The 20,158-nt window shown below is 37.3% G+C and carries 13 protein-coding genes, 3 tRNA genes and 3 rRNA genes; 5 read left to right on the forward strand and 14 right to left on the reverse strand.

What is annotated here, in order from left to right; translation table 11 throughout:
• Window positions 1-121: 121 nt before the first annotated feature.
• Both AC51AA_RS11390 and AC51AA_RS11395 read right to left on the reverse strand, forming a co-directional pair.
• Window positions 122-517 carry an ExbD/TolR family protein gene (locus tag AC51AA_RS11390; RefSeq protein WP_500702363.1) on the reverse strand — a complete coding sequence of 132 codons (396 nt, stop codon included), beginning with the start codon at window positions 515-517 and terminating at the stop codon, window positions 122-124.
• 3 nt (window positions 518-520) lie between these two features.
• Entirely contained in the window at window positions 521-1,216 is a 696-nt protein-coding gene (locus AC51AA_RS11395; protein ID WP_500702364.1) for a MotA/TolQ/ExbB proton channel family protein, read from the reverse strand.
• Window positions 1,217-1,347: 131 nt separating this feature from the next.
• On the opposite strand from AC51AA_RS11395, the gene AC51AA_RS11400 reads away from it, so the two are divergent.
• The 3 genes from AC51AA_RS11400 (at window position 1,348) to AC51AA_RS11410 (ending at window position 3,728) form a co-directional block, all read left to right on the forward strand.
• A complete protein-coding gene (locus AC51AA_RS11400; RefSeq protein ID WP_500702365.1) occupies window positions 1,348-2,583 on the forward strand; it encodes a bifunctional folylpolyglutamate synthase/dihydrofolate synthase in 1,236 nt (411 codons plus the stop codon).
• Window positions 2,584-2,690: 107 nt separating this feature from the next.
• On the forward strand, window positions 2,691-3,491 hold the full coding sequence (locus AC51AA_RS11405) for a hypothetical protein (protein ID WP_500702366.1): 801 nt from the start codon (window positions 2,691-2,693) through the stop codon (window positions 3,489-3,491).
• Between the two features lie 159 nt (window positions 3,492-3,650).
• Window positions 3,651-3,728, forward strand: a tRNA-Val gene (locus tag AC51AA_RS11410).
• A gap of 424 nt (window positions 3,729-4,152) precedes the next feature.
• On the opposite strand, the gene AC51AA_RS11415 is transcribed toward AC51AA_RS11410, so the two are convergent.
• The 10 genes from AC51AA_RS11415 to AC51AA_RS11460 form a co-directional block, all read right to left on the reverse strand.
• Complete coding sequence (locus tag AC51AA_RS11415) at window positions 4,153-5,775, reverse strand: hypothetical protein (protein WP_500702367.1); 1,623 nt, start codon at window positions 5,773-5,775, stop codon at window positions 4,153-4,155.
• Between the two features lie 454 nt (window positions 5,776-6,229).
• Window positions 6,230-7,426 (reverse strand): ATP-binding protein, encoded by a 1,197-nt coding sequence (locus tag AC51AA_RS11420; protein WP_500702368.1) that lies wholly within the window; start codon window positions 7,424-7,426, stop codon window positions 6,230-6,232.
• 160 nt (window positions 7,427-7,586) lie between these two features.
• Window positions 7,587-7,985: a VOC family protein gene (locus AC51AA_RS11425; RefSeq protein WP_500702369.1), complete on the reverse strand. Its 399-nt coding sequence runs from the start codon at window positions 7,983-7,985 to the stop codon at window positions 7,587-7,589.
• 403 nt (window positions 7,986-8,388) lie between these two features.
• Window positions 8,389-8,498 (reverse strand): 5S ribosomal RNA (gene rrf, locus AC51AA_RS11430).
• A gap of 127 nt (window positions 8,499-8,625) precedes the next feature.
• Window positions 8,626-11,510 (reverse strand): 23S ribosomal RNA (locus AC51AA_RS11435).
• A gap of 134 nt (window positions 11,511-11,644) precedes the next feature.
• Window positions 11,645-11,718 (reverse strand) — tRNA-Ala (locus AC51AA_RS11440).
• A gap of 105 nt (window positions 11,719-11,823) precedes the next feature.
• A tRNA-Ile gene (locus AC51AA_RS11445) sits at window positions 11,824-11,897 on the reverse strand.
• 126 nt (window positions 11,898-12,023) lie between these two features.
• A 16S ribosomal RNA gene (locus AC51AA_RS11450) occupies window positions 12,024-13,537 on the reverse strand.
• The 16S, 23S and 5S rRNA genes sit together here with 2 tRNA genes alongside, the layout of an rRNA operon.
• Before the next feature lie 940 nt (window positions 13,538-14,477).
• The gene (locus AC51AA_RS11455) at window positions 14,478-15,713 is read right to left on the reverse strand and encodes an ABC transporter permease (RefSeq protein ID WP_500702370.1); all 1,236 of its coding nucleotides are present in this window, start codon (window positions 15,711-15,713) and stop codon (window positions 14,478-14,480) included.
• 114 nt (window positions 15,714-15,827) lie between these two features.
• Entirely contained in the window at window positions 15,828-16,322 is a 495-nt protein-coding gene (locus tag AC51AA_RS11460; protein ID WP_500702371.1) for a YkgJ family cysteine cluster protein, read from the reverse strand.
• A 74-nt stretch (window positions 16,323-16,396) separates the two neighbouring features.
• On the opposite strand from AC51AA_RS11460, the gene AC51AA_RS11465 reads away from it, so the two are divergent.
• Together AC51AA_RS11465 and AC51AA_RS11470 are read left to right on the forward strand one after the other, a co-directional pair.
• Entirely contained in the window at window positions 16,397-17,110 is a 714-nt protein-coding gene (locus AC51AA_RS11465) for a class I SAM-dependent methyltransferase (protein WP_500702372.1), read from the forward strand.
• A gap of 11 nt (window positions 17,111-17,121) precedes the next feature.
• Window positions 17,122-17,667 carry a YfiT family bacillithiol transferase gene (locus tag AC51AA_RS11470; protein ID WP_500702373.1) on the forward strand — a complete coding sequence of 182 codons (546 nt, stop codon included), beginning with the start codon at window positions 17,122-17,124 and terminating at the stop codon, window positions 17,665-17,667.
• Window positions 17,668-17,748: 81 nt separating this feature from the next.
• Here the strand turns inward: AC51AA_RS11470 and AC51AA_RS11475 are convergent, their stop codons facing one another.
• Entirely contained in the window at window positions 17,749-18,381 is a 633-nt protein-coding gene (locus AC51AA_RS11475) for a 7-carboxy-7-deazaguanine synthase QueE (protein ID WP_500702374.1), read from the reverse strand.
• 102 nt (window positions 18,382-18,483) lie between these two features.
• Complete coding sequence (locus AC51AA_RS11480) at window positions 18,484-20,151, reverse strand: tetratricopeptide repeat protein (protein ID WP_500702375.1); 1,668 nt, start codon at window positions 20,149-20,151, stop codon at window positions 18,484-18,486.
• Between the last annotated feature and the right edge of the window lie 7 nt (window positions 20,152-20,158).

Here is a 20,158-nt window from a genome sequence, read left to right on the forward strand (position 1 = left end):
ATAGTTGGTTGCCCAGAGCATTACCGCTGTAAGACTACATCGTTTTAACAGCACTCTGTATGGGTTCCTCCTAGTCTCTTCCTTGATCCTAAGGCCCTAATTGCCGTTGGAGGAAAACAAACTACTTAGGACTCGTTGCGATCACAAACTTTAGATTATTCTTCACTCCTATTTGCAATACATCTACTAGGTCTTGAACCTGTAGATTAAATGGAATTCGAACCACAACCGTTTGGTCTTTATCTGTTCCTATTTTCGACATCAAGCTGGTTTCGAGATTCTCAAAATCAACCGGCTGTTTATCAATATAGAATTTCTTATCTTCTGTAACCGATAAACTAATCAATTGTTTATTGGTTTTCTCATTTGCTTTTGCTTTGGGCAAAGTCATTTTGATAACATTAGGATTTGCAAGCGTTGAAATGATTAAGAAAAACAACAGCAGGAAAAACATAATATCACTTAACGATGAAGTAGCTACTTCAGCATGAAATCTTCTTTTTCTTTTAATAGACATACCCTATGCTCTTTGAATTATATTGACAAATTCTAAGATTTGCTTCTGAATCTTCAAAGCAAAATCATCAATTTTTCCGTTTAATAAGTGGTAAGCACTATAGGCAATAATACCTACTAAAAGTCCAGCACCACTACTGATCATTTTTTCATATAAACCTCCAGAGATATTACCAATACTAATATTCTCGGTAACAGAGATACTATAAAAAATCTTAATTACTCCTGAAATCGTTCCAATAAAACCTAATGTTGGTGCAATACCCGCAATAAGTCCAAGATGCCCTAGACGTCTTTCCATTTCTCCGATTTCAATATCAGCAGCACGATCCATATTGGATTCTATTTCAGTAATTGGCCTACCAATTACTAAAACCCCTTCTTTTAAAATATTTCCCGCTGCAGTATTACTTCTTTCTACTATAGTTCTAGCCAATTCAATATTACCTGAATTCAACTTATCCCCTACGTCTTGCATTAATCTTGCATCGATTTGAGAAGCCTTGCTAATATATAAATAACGTTCTATGATTACATAAAAGGTATAGAATAATAAAATGGCAATTGGAATTAAGAAAAAACCTCCTTTTAAGATAAATCCTAAAACAGAGATTTCGGTATTGGGAGCAATTTTTTCGATAACTACGTTAGATGCGGCGTTTGCAATGGTATCAGTTTGTAATTGAATGAAGCTAAACATATTTTAATTCTTGTTTTTAATAATTAATTCTAAAAAATATTTCAATTTTGCAATAAAGATAATTTTCATTGTAATATTAAACTAAAAAAAATGAAAATTATTTCAATCGACAACTATTTTATCCAAAATAAATGAACTATCAAGAAACAACAAATTGGATGTTTAACCAATTACCGATGTATCAACTTCAAGGCGCTTCTGCCTATAAAGAAGATTTAACCAATATTAAGTTATTGGCCGCGCATCTTGGTAATCCTGAGAACGAGCTTAAATGCATTCATGTTGCCGGTACCAACGGTAAAGGATCGACATCGCATATGCTCGCTTCCGTTTTACAGGAAGCCGGATACACCGTTGGCTTGTATACTTCACCCCATTTAAAAGATTTTAGAGAACGAATCAAAATCAATGGTCAAGAAATTTCAGAAGCATTTGTCTGTGAATTCATTTCCAAGCACAAAAGCTTTTTCGAAGCCAATGACATGAGTTTTTTCGAAATGTCGGTTGGACTAGCTTTTGACTACTTTGCTTCAAACAAAGTAGATATCGCTATCATCGAAGTTGGTCTAGGCGGACGTTTAGACGCCACCAATATCATCAAACCGTTGGTTTCAGTGATCACCAACATCGATTTAGATCACACTCAATTTTTAGGAACTACACCAAAAGAAATAGCTGGCGAAAAAGCCGGCATTATAAAACCAAATACACCCGTTGTCATTGGAGAATATACATCCGAAACACAGCCTGTGTTTTTAGCTAAAGCAGAAGAACAAACAGCCCCAATTTATTTTGCTTCGGAATTAATTCAAGAAGTTTACCCCTCCGATTTAATTGGAGACTATCAGTTTCACAACAAAAAAACAGTTCAGCAAACTATTGCTGTTTTGAATACACAAAACGAATTTAATGTTTCCAACGAGAATCTACAAAAAGGTTTATTGAAAGTGGTAACCAATACCGGTTTACAAGGTAGATGGCAACAATTAGGAGAAAACCCAAAAATCATTTGCGACACGGCACATAATAAACATGGATTGGCTATTGTAATGAAACAAATTCAAAAGGAAACTTTTGCGCATTTACATATCGTTTTAGGAGTTGTTAACGACAAAGACTTAGATTCCATCCTACCTCTTTTCCCTAAAGACGCACAGTATTATTTCTGCAGCCCTGATTCATCAAGAGGACTAAATGCTGAAGTACTGAAAAATACAGCCAAAAAATACGATTTAACAGGAACTACATATGATTCTGTAGCCAAAGCCTTTACTGAAGCCAAGAAAAATGCTACAGAAAAAGACTTCGTATATGTTGGCGGAAGTACGTTTGTAGTGGCTGAATTGCCTTTAAACAAAGAGAATTAAAACTTCATATAAAATCCAGCTTAAAATTCATATTTAAAAACATAACAGCTTGGTTTATAATATGTTAAATTTGTATAGTTTTTTTAATAACCAAACAAATTTACATCATGAAAAGCAGAAGCACCCTCGCTATGGGAGTCATCGTACTGATGATTCTCAGCAGCGCAATCATTTGCGCGCAAGAAAAAGAAAAACCTGTATTCATTACAGTAACGACATTTCACTGGAATTTAGATTCTAAAGGAAAAGACTGGAAAGCTGGCGAACAAGAATATTTTGACAAAGTCACCAGCAAAAATGATTTGATCATAGGCTCAGAACTACTGACCCATTATTACACGGACGACAATACTGAAATTCTTCTTGTAAGTGTCTATAAAAGCTGGGAGGATATCGAGAAAGCAGGTGAACTAAGCAATGAACTAATCAAAAAAGCTTGGCCCGATGAAAAAGATAGAAAAGCATTTTTCGACAAATATGACAGTTACTACTCTCCCGTTCATTCAGACGAAATCTACCAAAGCGTCACTTCAATTGGCAGAAAAGAATACAAAGACCAAACTAAAAAACCAATGATTGTCTACATCCGTAAATCTCAGATGAATCCTCAAGGCAAAGGCAGTGGTCTAAAAGAATTTAATGAAAAGATTACCTTTAATAACCCCTACCTAAAAGCCTACTACCCCTATCGTCATTCTTGGGGAGCCAACAGTACGGATTTCATGGAAGCCTTCTTCTATGATTCTTTATCCGATTTAGAGAAATCAAATGAAAAAATAACGGAACTTATTAAATCAACTTGGCCAAAAGAAAAAGATCAGGATGCCTTTTTCGATGAATTAGAAAAATCATTCACTGGAAAACACTCCGATTATGTCTATAGAAACATTCCATCGCTATCTAAATAGAAAATAACCTCAAAATTCAAACTCATAATCAATTCTACCCCAATCATATAGAAAATACATTAAAAAAACTTTAAATTTTTAGTGTATTTTCTTTGCAGAACTCAAAAACTAGCTTATATTTGCACTCGCAATCACAAACGATAGCAACCTAGTAAAATAGGGCGATTAGCTCAGCTGGTTCAGAGCACCTCGTTTACACCGAGGGGGTCGGGGGTTCGAACCCCTCATCGCCCACCAAGAAACTCCTTAAGAAATTAAGGAGTTTTTTTTATTCCATTTTTTAAAAAATTTACTTTTTTTTCAATACCCTGAATCCAACAAAAAATCAGAAATATAAAAGTGTTTTACACCTTCTACTGACTCCTTCCAAAAATCATCCATTGTTACCACAAACTTAAGGTATCGATCCTTAACACCTAAAAGCACTAAAAATTCACGCATTGCAGTTTGCTCGCTTTCTATTCTATACGCCACTTGCACATAGATTTTTAGCGACTTTCTAATGGAATCGAAAAAAATAAAACACCTATGAAAATGCCCCAAATAGTGTCTAACTTTTTGGGGCATGTTCAATCTTGATGGTTTTTATTTTTTTACAAGGATAAAATAAAAATTGACTTTATCTTTAAATATCCTAAAGAATCAGTCTAATTACGGCTAATTACTTACAGCTAATTTTAACTCCGGTTTTATCATAACACTCTGTTGCTTTTCCATACATTGTCTTTGTAAGTCCGAAAATCCCTTTATCTATATTGTATTTAATAAAATTAGGAATGATAATCTCCTGGATAAGCACCTTACCATTTCTATCAATAATATTATATTTATTTTCACGGTTACCATCTTTATTTAGGGCAAAATACTTATCTGTATCTGTTATTCCAAGCAAACTTGTTGCATTTTCATAAATTAAAGAACGCGTAGACTTATCATATATATCGACAACCGAATTTTTTAGATCTATTTGCTTAGTAATTGCATACATATTCCCGGCACTACGGAAATTTTTTATGTTTTTGTTTTCACCATATGCTAAGGTGTTTGTTTTAGAATCGTATGCTTCACAATAATCATTGTACTTAACCACAGCAAAATCTCCTTCTGAACTAAAATCCTTTACATCTTTATTTGCGCCATATAAAAAAGCACTAGTTTTATTATCATATATTTCACAATAATTGTTATACTTAGCCACATCAAACGCTCCTACCGTCGTTAAACTATTATAAAACGCTCGGTACACAAAAGCTTTTTTTTCTAAATCATAATAATTTTGTTTCCCTTGTTTATCTTCTACTACAATTTTATTTCCTTCAAAATAAAACATGAATCTTGCATAATCTTCTTCAAAAACTCTTTTTCCCTTACTATCTACTAATATTGGTTTATCATAATCTCCTACAATGAAATAATTTTTAGGATTAACATCACTTAATACGTAGACTTCTCTAATTGCCTTATCTGATTCAAAAAATATCTTATTAGTAGCAGGATTAAAAAGTATGTATTTTTCATTATGTTTTCCTACAAGCAGTTTATTAACAGGAAGTGCATTGATATCTTCATAAATTGAAATGTCGATGTTTTTCTTTGTACTTAATTCCATTAATTTTTCTTTTCCTGCCTCATCATAGGTTACAAATCCAGGAATTATAAAACTAATACCTGAAACATCGTTGGTAAAAATGGTTGTCCCATTATCAGTAATAATATTTTCTGCCCCCGAATTTGAATGTACAATCACATAGGAATTATTTTCTGAATTATACAGGTTTTCCTGCATATTAAGCGCATAATAATATTTTGAGAGGTCTACATCAAGTTTCTTGCCCGTGTTATCAATAATTCTAATATTCGAACATTTCGACCATTCGCTTTGATTTATACATTTATCAACTACTATTTTAGAATTATTTTTTGTTGTAGTTATCAATCGTGTGTCTGCAGGGATTTTTTCAACATTACCATTAATGTTAATCAAATAAGATTCCTGGTTCTCTCCGTATAGTACAAAATCGTCGTACATAAAATGTTTTTCTGAGCTTGTTGGTATTTTAAAATCACCACCACTAACACTTGCCCCCATACTCCTGGCTTTTGAAATAACATCTTTAGATACCAGTCTGCTAGGTGCCAGGCTTAGCAATTTAATTGGCACATCTTTTTCTTCTTTAATTTCTACAACTACAGTCTTTTTAATGGGCGTCGCAATCTTTTTTTTCTGAGAAAAACAAATTTGTGTTGTTGATAATAAAATTATTAAAAGTAAAAATCGATTCATGTTTTGTGTTTTAATTTTTAGAATAGTTGATTAATTAATATTGAGTTTTCTTATGTTAGATTTCATTACAGAAGTTTTGTTATAAAAAAAATATCAAAGTTTTCTTTTTTCAATTTTTGATATTTTTCAATATAAGCATCTAAAAACCAGCTTTGCTTAAAAATTGCATTGGATCTTTTATATTTAGTATTTCTTCAATTACTTTTTGTTTGTCTTTTGTTTATCGAAGTAAGACTCTGTTATTTTATAGCCAATTATAAATCATTTGGTCTGTCATCTTTCTTAGAGGTTCCAAATAACCAATCTTAATAGTCCGTATTTTTTTAATCTCGTAACAAATTCTTGACATAATTTATCTAAGTTTTAATCTCCATATTTATATGAAAATTTATTTATTGATTCTCATGAAGAGTCTTTTTACATATATCCAATAAATGGATTTTGTTTTGATTTCTCAATACAAAAAACCAAACAGCCACAGTGGTATTTTATTTTGAAACCCATATTCTAAATCATCTACTGCAATAAAAGCATTCTCTAAGCCCTTAATTTGCTTAGCAGTCTTATCCTTTCCTCCTATCTCAAAAGCATACTTTTCATTTACAAAAAAATCAGTAGATTCATGATAACTTATATTATTGTGATACCCCAACTGATTAGCAAAAAAAGTCTCCCTTACATTCCCTACATTAAATTTAACTGGAGATAATACAAACATCAAATTGGTGTTTTCTAAATATATTTTAGCTGGTTTTTGTAATTTACTACTTCCTCTAGCCTCCTTATACAAATTATTTGTTAAACCAATCTCCTCTAAATAGTGCAGATACTGCATCAAAGTCGCTCGACTTACCCCAATTTTCTCACTCAGATTACTTACATTAGGAATAAACGGAACTGATTCAGAAATAATACCCAGCAGTTTCTTTATTTTAAAAACATAACTCAAATCAACACCCCTTAGCAAAGGCAGTTCAATCTCAAGCATCATATTGATTACCTCCTCCAATCGCTGCCCATACAATTCTGGTTGTTCTCTATAAAAAGGATAATATCCATATTTCAAATATGCCTCAAAATACTCAAATGGCTTTATTCTGGCATTTATCAAAGTCGCTTCCTCTATATGATTTTCCAATATCTTTTCTAAAGATAAACGTTCAAAATACACTCCAGTTTCCAACGAAATATACTCCCTAAACGAAAGCCCATGAAGATGGTATACAATAGCCCTTCTACTCAAATCAGCTCGAGCATTTAAAATTTCCAGAAGCGACGATCCTGTAAAAACAACTTTCAACTTTGGATAATCGTCATAAATATTTTTGAGCTCTTGAGCCCAATTAGCATACTTATGAACTTCATCCAAAAACAAATACTTGCCACCTACTTTCACAAATTCATCTGCCAAATCTACCAAAGTCATATTACTAAACCCAATAGAATCTAAGCTTACATATAAAGACCTCTCTAATTCATTACTAAAATTAAGCTTCATATATTGCAAAAGCAAAGTAGTTTTACCTACACCCCTCGCTCCTTTAATCCCGATCAGTCGTGCATCCCAATTGACTTCATTAATAAAACTACGCACAAACTGTGTAGATGTATTTTGCAATTTTCTTTGATACTTTTGAAACAATAACTCCATAATGTTTTACTAAGAACACAGATATACTTTATTTTGCTATATACACTTTACAAAAACATTGTGTTTTTGTAATATACACATTACAAAATATACTTAAATACAATTTCATGCATTACAAAAACATTACTATTTTTTCATAAAGACATCTCATCCACATATACTACATCCCTGGCCAATACAATACATTAAATCTATGATTATCTGGATCAGCAAAAGCAAAAGTATAGCCTTTCTGATAAGCTTGTGCATCTGAAAAAACTGTGCCGCCAGCCACTTTTACTTTTTCAACCCATTCATCCACTTCCTCTTTGCTTCTTGCAGAAAGAGAAAACATAACTTCATTCTCCTTCTTAGGATCACTAAGGCTACCATTTACGTTTTCACTTAATCTTTCCTTGCTGAAAAAATTGATCACAAAGTTTTTCTCACCGAAAAAAAAACTTACTACTACTCCTGCTTCATCTTCACCATTTTGCTGAAAGCCTAATGCTTTATAAAACTTAGCTGTTTTCTTCAAATCAGTTGAGACTAAGTTCGCCCATATCATTTTTGATTCCATAACTATTTATTTTAAAGATGTTTTTCAAAGTTACAAAAAGCGAACTAGAGTCTAAAAATCAACTTAAAAAGAATTCAAGATCACTAATAAAAACAAAACACAATAAAAACACCAGAGCCAACAGATCAATACACCCCAAAAAACAACAATAAAGCCTTTTTAAGGGACTAAAATTTAAAACGGATATATTGGATGTTTCAAGCAGCATTATTCAAATAACACAGACAAAAAATAGCCAAACAAATCTAATTACAAGACTCAAACTCTTTAACACTAACAGCTATCCTTGGTCAACTTTAAGTATTGTTGACCTAACAAGGAAACTTTTCAGATATTGGATTAAAGATTTCCAAAACGGCTGAAAACAAAAAACCCCGTTTCGTTAGAAACAGGGTTTTCAAAAGAAAGGCGACGACATACTCTCCCACATAACTGCAGTACCATCTGCGCAGGCGGGCTTAACTACTCTGTTCGGGATGGGAAGAGGTGAGCCCCGCCGCAATAACCACCTTAAGGTCGTTTTGCAATGGGTGATTAACTTATTGTCAATCAACATTACACAATATCTTAACATACTGAGATAAAGAAAAAAGTATTTATTAGAAAGTTTCTCCCCCTGACCGGAGTCAGGGGAAAAGGTGTACATAAGCTTACGGATTATTAGTACTACTCGACTATGACATTACTGCCTTTACATCTATAGCCTATCAACGTGGTCATCTTCCACGATCCTTAAAAGAAATCTCATCTTGTGGTGGGTTTCGCGCTTATATGCTTTCAGCGCTTATCCCTTCCAAACGTAGCTACTCTGCGATGCTCCTGGCGGAACAACAGATACACTAGAGGTTTGTCCAATTCGGTCCTCTCGTACTAGAATCAGATCCACTCAAATTTCTTGCGCCCACAGTAGATAGAGACCGAACTGTCTCACGACGTTCTGAACCCAGCTCGCGTGCCACTTTAATGGGCGAACAGCCCAACCCTTGGGACCTTCTCCAGCCCCAGGATGTGACGAGCCGACATCGAGGTGCCAAACCCCCCCGTCGATATGAGCTCTTGGGGGAGATCAGCCTGTTATCCCCGGCGTACCTTTTATCCTTTGAGCGATGGCCCTTCCATGCGGAACCACCGGATCACTATGCTCTACTTTCGTACCTGATCGACCTGTATGTCTCTCAGTCAAGCTCCCTTATGCCATTGCACTCTACGCACGGTTACCAAGCGTACTGAGGGAACCTTTAGAAGCCTCCGTTACTCTTTTGGAGGCGACCACCCCAGTCAAACTACCCACCAAGCAATGTCCCCCGCAATCGCGGGGTTAGGCCTCAGATAAACAAAGGGTTGTATTTCAACAATGACTCCACAACGCCTAGCGACGCCACTTCACAGTCTCCAACCTATCCTACACATCATTTATCCAAGGTCAATACTAAGCTATAGTAAAGGTGCACAGGGTCTTTTCGTCCCACTGCGGGTAAACGGCATCTTCACCGTTACTACAATTTCACCGAGCTCATGGCTGAGACAGTGTCCAGATCGTTACACCATTCGTGCAGGTCGGAACTTACCCGACAAGGAATTTCGCTACCTTAGGACCGTTATAGTTACGGCCGCCGTTTACTGGGGCTTCAATTCAATGCTTCTCCGAAGATAACATCTCCTCTTAACCTTCCAGCACCGGGCAGGTGTCAGGCCCTATACTTCATCTTACGATTTTGCAGAGCCCTGTGTTTTTGATAAACAGTCGCCTGGACCTCTTCACTGCGGCCAGCTTGCGCTGGCGACCTTTCTCCCGAAGTTACAGGTCTATTTTGCCTAATTCCTTAGCCATGAATCTCTCGAGCACCTTAGGATTCTCTCCTCGACTACCTGTGTCGGTTTGCGGTACGGGTACTTATTACCTGAAGTTTAGAGGTTTTTCTTGGAAGCCCTTAGGCGCACTATCTCTTTGTCCGAAGACTCCGAGTACTATCGTATTTCCCCAAGCCGCGTGGATTTGCCTGCGCAGCTTATAGGTAGGTACTTCAACGAACTATTCCGTCAGTTCGCGGCGCTTTCATCACTCCGTCACCCCATCACAGTAATAAGTAGTACGGGAATATTAACCCGTGGTCCATCGACTGTCCCTTTCGGGTTCGCCTTAGGTCCCGACTAACCCACAGCTGATTAGCATAGCTGTGGAAACCTTAGTCTTTCGGTGTGCGGGTTTCTCGCCCGCATTATCGTTACTTATGCCTACATTTTCTTTTCTAACCGGTCCAGCAGGCCTTACGACTCACCTTCAACCCTGTTAGAATGCTCCCCTACCACTCCGTAAATAAATACGAAATCCATAGCTTCGGTAATATGTTTATGCCCGATTATTATCCATGCTCGTCCGCTCGACTAGTGAGCTGTTACGCACTCTTTAAATGAATGGCTGCTTCCAAGCCAACATCCTAGCTGTCTGGGCAGACAAACCTCGTTCTTTCAACTTAACATATATTTGGGGACCTTAGCTGATGGTCTGGGTTCTTTCCCTCTCGGACTTGGACCTTAGCACCCAAGCCCTCACTGTTGTGAAACATTATATAGCATTCGGAGTTTGTCAGGAATTGGTAGGCGGTGAAGCCCCCGCATCCAATCAGTAGCTCTACCTCTATATAACTTTGTGCACAACGCTGCACCTAAATGCATTTCGGGGAGTACGAGCTATTTCCGAGTTTGATTGGCCTTTCACCCCTACCCACAGGTCATCCGAAGACTTTTCAACGTCAACCGGTTCGGTCCTCCACTGTGTGTTACCACAGCTTCAACCTGCCCATGGGTAGATCACACGGTTTCGCGTCTAACACTACTGACTAAAGCGCCCTATTCAGACTCGCTTTCGCTACGGATCCGTGGCTTAACCACTTATCCTTGCCAGCAACGTTAACTCGTAGGCTCATTATGCAAAAGGCACGCCGTCACCCCACTAAAGGGCTCCGACCGCTTGTAAGCGTATGGTTTCAGGATCTATTTCACTCCGTTATTCACGGTTCTTTTCACCTTTCCCTCACGGTACTGGTTCACTATCGGTCTCTCAGGAGTATTTAGCCTTAGCGGATGGTCCCGCCAAATTCAGACAGGATTTCTCGTGTCCCGCCCTACTCAGGATACCACTATCTATTATACTCGTTACCCATACGGGACTATCACCCTCTATGGTGTCACTTTCCAGTAACTTCCGGTTCCTTGTACATAAAATATCGTGGTCCTACAACCCCAACATTGCCGTAACAACATTGGTTTGGGCTAATCCGCGTTCGCTCGCCACTACTTACGGAATCACTTTTGTTTTCTTCTCCTCCGCCTACTTAGATGTTTCAGTTCAGCGGGTTTGCCCACCTATCGGTGTACTATGTCTTCAACATAGTGGGTTGCCCCATTCAGGTATTTACGGATCAATTCGTGTGTGCCGATCCCCGTAACTTTTCGCAGCTTATCACGCCTTTCATCGCCTCTGAGAGCCAAGGCATCCCCCATACGCCCTTATTTTGCTTATTGTACCAATCATAAATTAATATGACCGTTTTTTTTTATTTCCTGTTACGTATAACAGAAAATGCTTTCTACTTTTTATTATTTTCTTATCTCAATATGTCAATGAACTTTTATCCAAAACTTTCGCTTCGAATCAGTGGAGAATAACGGAGTCGAACCGTTGACCTCCTGCGTGCAAGGCAGGCGCTCTAGCCAGCTGAGCTAATCCCCCATTTCAATTGTAGAAACTGAATTCAGATCTTAGATCTATATTCCATCTAATTTCTTTTGGTGAATTCCAACTTCTAGAATTTCCTTTTTTTTCAAGTTTAAATAGTTGTCTCGGACAGACTCGAACTGTCGACCCCTACATTATCAGTGTAGTACTCTAACCAGCTGAGCTACGAGACACTCTTATTCTTAAAAATTTATTATTTGAACTAACAGCAAGAGTAAAATAGTCTTAAAATCATGACCTATAAAGCTTCTTCTTTTTTCCTCAGCGTGTTGATAAATCAACTAACACTAAGGCTCTAGAAAGGAGGTGTTCCAGCCGCACCTTCCGGTACGGCTACCTTGTTACGACTTAGCCCTAGTTACCAGTTTTACCCTAGGCAGCTCCTTGCGGTCACCGACTTCAGGCACCCCCAGCTTCCATGGCTTGACGGGCGGTGTGTACAAGGCCCGGGAACGTATTCACCGGATCATGGCTGATATCCGATTACTAGCGATTCCAGCTTCACGGAGTCGAGTTGCAGACTCCGATCCGAACTGTGACCGGTTTTATAGATTCGCTCCTGGTCGCCCAGTGGCTGCTCTCTGTACCGGCCATTGTAGCACGTGTGTAGCCCAAGGCGTAAGGGCCGTGATGATTTGACGTCATCCCCACCTTCCTCACAGTTTGCACTGGCAGTCTTGTTAGAGTTCCCGACATGACTCGCTGGCAACTAACAACAGGGGTTGCGCTCGTTATAGGACTTAACCTGACACCTCACGGCACGAGCTGACGACAACCATGCAGCACCTTGTAAATTGTCTTGCGAAAGATCTGTTTCCAAACCGGTCAATCTACATTTAAGCCTTGGTAAGGTTCCTCGCGTATCATCGAATTAAACCACATGCTCCACCGCTTGTGCGGGCCCCCGTCAATTCCTTTGAGTTTCATTCTTGCGAACGTACTCCCCAGGTGGGATACTTATCACTTTCGCTTAGCCACTGAGATTGCTCCCAACAGCTAGTATCCATCGTTTACGGCGTGGACTACCAGGGTATCTAATCCTGTTCGCTACCCACGCTTTCGTCCATCAGCGTCAATCAATTAGTAGTAACCTGCCTTCGCAATTGGTATTCCATGTAATCTCTAAGCATTTCACCGCTACACTACATATTCTAGTTACTTCCTAATAATTCAAGTTTAACAGTATCAATGGCCGTTCCACCGTTGAGCGATGGGCTTTCACCACTGACTTATTAAACCGCCTACGGACCCTTTAAACCCAATGATTCCGGATAACGCTTGGATCCTCCGTATTACCGCGGCTGCTGGCACGGAGTTAGCCGATCCTTATTCTTACAGTACCGTCAAGCTGGTTCACGAACCAGTGTTTCTTCCTGTATAAAAGCAGTTTACAATCCATAGGACCGTCATCCTGCACGCGGCATGGCTGGATCAGGCTTGCGCCCATTGTCCAATATTCCTCACTGCTGCCTCCCGTAGGAGTCTGGTCCGTGTCTCAGTACCAGTGTGGGGGATCTCCCTCTCAGGACCCCTACCCATCGTAGCCTTGGTAAGCCGTTACCTTACCAACTAGCTAATGGGACGCATGCTCATCTTTTACCGTTGTGACTTTAATTATAAAATGATGCCATTTCATAATACTATGAGGTATTAATCCAAATTTCTCTGGGCTATCCCTCTGTAAAAGGTAGATTGCATACGCGTTACGCACCCGTGCGCCGGTCTCTAGTTCCGAAGAACTATACCCCTCGACTTGCATGTGTTAAGCCTGCCGCTAGCGTTCATCCTGAGCCAGGATCAAACTCTTCATCGTATATTGTTGATCTAATAAATTAGATCGTATTGTTATTCGAATCAGTCTCTATCGGTTCATTTAATTAATCTCTCGATTATCTTACTCTTTATTATTTGTTTTAACATCTCTGTTAAAACGGCTGTCAATTCAATATGTCTACGAACGTGTCTTTTTTGTTTGTCGCTTATGTCTCAAAGCGGCTGCAAAAGTAGAAAAGTTATTTACAACTGGCAAGAAAAATGTGAAGTTTTTTTTTGAAGACTTTCGTCTCATTTAAACTTCTCTTTCCAACCAATCTCTCAATGAACTTTGCAATGTTTTGCGGGGTGCAAATGTAACATCCGTTTTCCAATCTCACAAGCTTTTCAAAATCTTTTTTCAGAAAAATTTTCCGATTTTCAATTTGTTTGCTTGTCAAGATTTCAGTGAACGTCTGCGTCGTTGCGGGTGCAAAACTACAACCTTTATGCGGGTAAACAAGCTTTTTAAAACACTTTCTACATTCTTTTTTACACTTTTTTCTTAACGCACTGATAACACTAAACTTACCTTTAACCTTGTTTTTAGTTTTATAGGATTTTTCTTTAGACACCTACGTTTACCACAACAACACCACTAAGAAAACGCCCCATTTTATTGAGTTCGCAGCTCATTCGGCTATTTCATGGTAATTTATCAAGTCCCTCATTATAGTGTTTCTTCAACTTGAACCCTTTTTAATCACCTCCCTAACCATTTCCTACTACCTCCACCCCTGCTAACTCTCTCAAACCCCTTACCCGCTTCCTCTCTTCAGCAGCACTCCCTATTACACAGGAACAAAACAGACCGCTTTACCTATACTATATATAGACCACCTATATAACAAGCTACCTACAACAAACAACAAGCCCGACCATCTCTCGAAACGACCGGGCTTGTCATGATAGTATTTCCATCATAGCACTACAAAAAAAACTTAATCGAATCGAATCGCTTTCACTGGTGAGATCTTGGTAATGATATAAGAAGGAATCAACAACACTACAAAACAAATGGTAATAGTCAACAAGTTTAACAAAACCACATAACCCCAATTTAAATACACTGGCGCCTGATTCACATAGTAGTTCTCCGGATTCAGAGGAATGATTCCAAACTGCTGCTGAATCAACAACAACGAAATACCAATTAGATTCCCCCAAAACAATCCTCGCACGATAAGGTAAAAGGCATTATACAAAAATACTTTGCGAACCGACCAGTTATCAGCTCCCAATGCTTTAAGAATCCCTATCATCTGTGTACGCTCTAAAATCAACACCAACAATGCTACAACCATATTAATGGTAGCCACTAAAATCATAACCGCTAGTATCACCACGATATTAAAATCAAAAAGCTGCAACCAATCAAATATATAGCTGTATTTTTCAATTATGGTTTTAGAATCTAAATCAGATGACGTCTGCTCGTAGATCTTCTCTCCTGTTGCTTTTATTTCACTAAAGTCTTTTACAAAAACTTCAAAAGCCCCTACCTGATCTTCTTTCCATTTATTGATCCGTTGCACATGACGAATATCGCCAATGATATAAGTAGCGTCGAAATCTTGAAACCCTGAATTAAAAACACCAACAATCTTGAAGCGGCGACTATTAGGCAATTTACCTTGTTCTTCTTTGATAAAAAAGGTATTAAAACTATCTCCAACTTTCAAATTGAGTCGATCAGCAAGAAATTTAGAAATCAAGACCTCTTCATTAAGACTTTTTGAAAAATCAGGCAATTTACCCGCTACCAAATATTCTTTTATATTACTCCAGTTATAATCCCCACCTACTCCTTTGAACACAATTCCTTCAAAAGCATTATCCGTTCTTATGATCCCTGCCTTTGTAGCGATCGCTTGAATATGACTTACCTCAGGAACTGATTTGAATTGGGGATAAAAATCTTGTTTTTTCGAAATAGGAACTAAAGTAACCTCCGAATTATTATTGTCATAATTCGAAATGATCACCTGGCCATTGAAAGCAGAAACTTTTTCACGTATCTTTTGCTGCAAACCAATTCCGGTTGCCACCGAGATAAGCATCATAATAATACCAATGGCAATTGCTGAGATAGCAATCTTTATAATAGGCGCCGAAATACTGCTTTTATAATCTTTGGCAGTAATGAGTCTTTTGGCTATGAAATATTCTAAATTCAATATGAATGGTCTTAGATGGGTTTATTGGGACAGCCTACTATGGCCTTAGTCAAAAATACATTTAAAAAAGCAAAACTAATTTGCTTCAAAAAACAATTACAATATATTTATCACTTATAGTGGCAGCTTCTTCTTCATTTCTTCTACTATATTATAAGCAGCAGGACAAATAGTAACATTCTTTAATGTAAGATCTGTAATTTGATAAAACTTCTTACGATCTGTATGCGGAAATTCTCTGCAAGCCTTTGGACGCACATCATAAATCATACAATAATTTTCAGCATCTAAAAAAGTACAAGGAACACTTTTCAAAACATAATCCTTATCCTCATCTATTTGCAGATGTTGATCAATGAACTGTTGTGGCTTCTGCCTGAAATGTTTCGATATCCTTTCAATATCCGCCAAGGTAAACAAAGGTCCAGTCGTTTTACAGCAATTAGCACACTGCAAACAGTCCGTTTTTTTAAATTCAGCCTCATGCAAATCCTGCATGACGTAATCTAAATTCTTAGGTTGTTTCTTTTTCAGCTTATCGAAATACTTTTTGTTTTCGATATGCTTATCTTTGGCTAACTTATTTAAGTTATTTAAAATTTGTTTCAAGTTTAGATTTTAAAGTTGACATGCAAAATTAAACAACTTTAAACTTGAAACGGTAAACTTTGAACTAAAATACAATGAAAGATCTTTTTGGGAAAGCGATGTTCGATTTCCAAACCAATAATTCACCAGAAGACCTCATTACTGAAACTTCCATTTCAGAAGAAGATGAAATGAGTGTAGAATACCTTTTTCGCTCTTATAACGAAATGCCTAAGCTTGAACAAAAAGCACTACAACTAGCCACTGGAAAAGTACTTGATGTGGGTTGTGGTGCAGGAAGCCACGCTTTATCGTTACAAAACGAGCGTAATCTTGACGTTACCGCTATTGACATCTCTGAAAAAGCTATCGAGACCTGTCAACTCAGAGGCGTTAAAAAAGCCATAGTACAAAACATACTTGATTTTGAAGGAGAAAAATTTGACACGCTACTATTATTAATGAATGGAGTGGGCATCTTTGGAAAACTAAACAAATGCAATGACTATCTGTCCAAACTAAAATCACTGCTCAACCCAGGAGGACAAATCCTACTAGACAGCTCTGATCTTATTTATATGTTTGACGAAGATGAGGATGGAGGAAAGTGGATTCCCTCTAGCAATGACTATTATGGAGAATTAACTTTTAACATCAGCTACAAGGGAGAAAAAGAAGACACTTTCGATTGGCTGTACCTAGATTACAATACCCTTCAGAACGCCGCAGTGGCCAATGGCTTAAAATGCGAACTCGTTACTGAAGGTGAACACTATGATTATTTAGCTAGACTTACTATTGAATCTTAATATTTAGAAAAATGGAAGCATCTGATTTAGAAAAATTAAAATACCCTATTGGAAAATTCAGCCCTCCAAAACAGTATACCCTTGAGTATCTCTCAGAAAAAATTCTAGAAATTTCAAGCTTTCCTGCTAAATTAAAATCGGAAACGATTCACCTAAGCGATTTACAACTCGATACGCGATATCGTCCTGACGGCTGGACTATCCGACAGGTCATTCACCACTGTGCCGAAAGTCATATGAACTGTTTTATCCGACTAAAATGGGCCTTGACCGAAAACAATCCCGTGATCAAAGCATACGATGAAACCTTATGGTCAGACTTACCCGATTCCATACAAATGCCCATCGAACCAAGCCTCACTTTGTTAGAAGGGTTACATTTTAGATTGGCCTACCTGATGAGTCTTGTCTCCCAAGTGGATCTGGACAAAACTTTTATTCATCCTGAAAACAATTCAGAATACAGTATCAAACAAATGATCGGAACTTACGCTTGGCACGGTAATCATCACCTGGCACAAATCACCAACTTAAAAAAAGACAGGAACTGGAAATAATCTACAGCATACTTTCTACACAACGCATCCACACCTTAAACAAAAAAATCTCTTCGTTTCGAAGAGATTTTGTTTTATTACTTATGGGATATTTAAATACTTGTGCGTTTGCAACGACACTCTCCATTTAGGATTACTCATTACATAGTCCACAATTAAGGGTGTCATCTCTTCCTTCTTACTCCATTCGGGTTGAAGAAACAAAATGGCATTATCATTAACTAATTCCGCTTGCTCTTCAGCAAAAATAAAATCGTGTTTATTGTAGATAATTACTTTTAACTCATGTGCATTATCGTATACCGTTTGAGTAGGCAATTTATTCTTTTTAGGAGAAAGACAGATCCAATCCCAGGTTCCACTAAGCGGATAAGCTCCTGAAGTTTCTATATGCACTTTTAAATTTTTATCTTTTAATTGCTGTGTAAGCAAAGTCATATCCCAAGTTAATGGTTCACCACCAGTAATCACCACAGTATCAGCATAAGTAGAAGCGTGTTGTACAATTAAGTCTACACTTGTCGGTGGATGCAATTCTGCATTCCAACTCTCCTTCACATCACACCAGTGGCACCCTACATCACAACCTCCAATTCGTATAAAGTAAGCAGCAGTCCCTGTATGAAAGCCTTCTCCCTGTATGGTATAAAACTCTTCCATCAAAGGTAACATTGCTCCTTTATTTACTTCTAATTGTATTTCTTTTGATAACATTATTTCATTTTAAAGTGCAAAGATAGTCAATTAAATACGGAACAAAAAAAACCGACAGTTCTTTGAACTATCGGTTTTACTTTTTAACTTAAAAATCGTTTCTTATTTTAAAGCTTTCACTGACTGACTAGCGTAAGCATTAGCAGGATCTAAAGCTAATGTTTTGTTGAAGAACTCAACCGCTTTAGCTTTGTCTGTATTGGCATAACTAGCACCAATACTATTATAAGCTTCAATTACTTTTTTCATAGTAGCAGGTTTTGCTAACTCTTCAGCTCCTTTAGCCGTCATATTAGTTACATACTGCTCGTAGTTTTTAATGATTAAATCATCTTTCTCTAACAAGTTGTTGATTCTACCTTTATACAAATAGGCCTCATCATAACTTGGAGAAGCCTCTAAGATTCTATCAAAAGCAGCTTCCGCTTTCCCTAGGGCAGCAGCATCTGCAGCACCATTTGTTTTATTAGCATTAGCATAATAAAGTGAAATACCATAATAAACATTATCATCAAGGTAGTTTTTAGACTCTTTATTATTCGCTCCTAATTCAAAAATACCAGCAGCTTGTGCAAATTGTTTTTTAGCAAACATTGCTTTTCCTAAATCAGAAAGCTCCTCAACCACTAAAGGCTCTAATTCTACAGCTTTTTTAACATCAATCATACCTGCATCAAAAGCAGCTTGATCAACTACACCCTCAGCATTAGTACCTTTTTTGATTTTAGCTAAACCTAAGTATAGATAATCTCTACCAATAATTTTGTTAGTTGGCACTTTCATGAAATCCTCAATAGACTTAATAGCCACATCAACATTTCCATTCTCATAAGCAGCATAACCTAAGTATCTGAAAATTCTTGGATTAACCTTATCCTCAGCACTCATTTTGTTAGCTACCACTTCAAGAGTTTTATAATCTTTAACCAAGATTAAGAAATCTGCATGACGCATTTTTGAATCCAAAGAGTAATCTGTAAGACTTAAATATTTCTCATAGTTCGTAATAGCATTTTGCATATTCACTTTAGAAGTAGAAGGTTTGTTTCTTCCCCATTTGTAATATGTTTCAGCCAATTCTCTGTAAACAGGACCATAATTTGGGTTTATTGCAATTACTTCATTAAATGCCTTAATTGCTTCCTCATATGATTTTGCTCCTTTTAACAAAACTCCTAATTGCATTTTTGCTCTCAAAAGTGTTGGATCTGCAGTAAATGCATCACGGTAAGCCTTGTAAGCATCGTTTTGATTGTTTGCTCCATAATACGCATCTCCTATTGTCAAAAGAGCGTTTGCATTTTGTGGATCAATCAACAACGCACGTTTCACGCTAGCAATAGCATTAACATAATCAGGGTTAGCCGAATTCATATACGCTTTACCGATATAGATAAATTCATCTACATCTTTACGTTTCATATCTTTAGTTGCCAAACCAATATTAGTTACAGCACCAGCGGTATTTTTATCATCTAAATCAATTTGAGCTAGTCCAATATAATTTAAGTTTTTGTGATCTGAAGCTGCCAATCCATTTGCGTAATAAATTTTAGCAGAGTCAAGGATACTTTGATTCAAATACACATTACCTAAAACAAAATTAGCTTCCCCATCAGATGGTTTTGCTTTGATGATTGATTTTAACAATCCTTTTGCTTTTTGAAATTGTTCAGCATCGATTGCTTTTTTAGCTTCTTTGATATCTTGCGCTTGTGCGACAGTAGCTGAAGCAACGAAAGCAAGACTGAAAATTTTAAATTTATTCATCTTAATT

This window comes from Flavobacterium sp. OHVDL-2026-0007, from assembly GCF_059882335.1.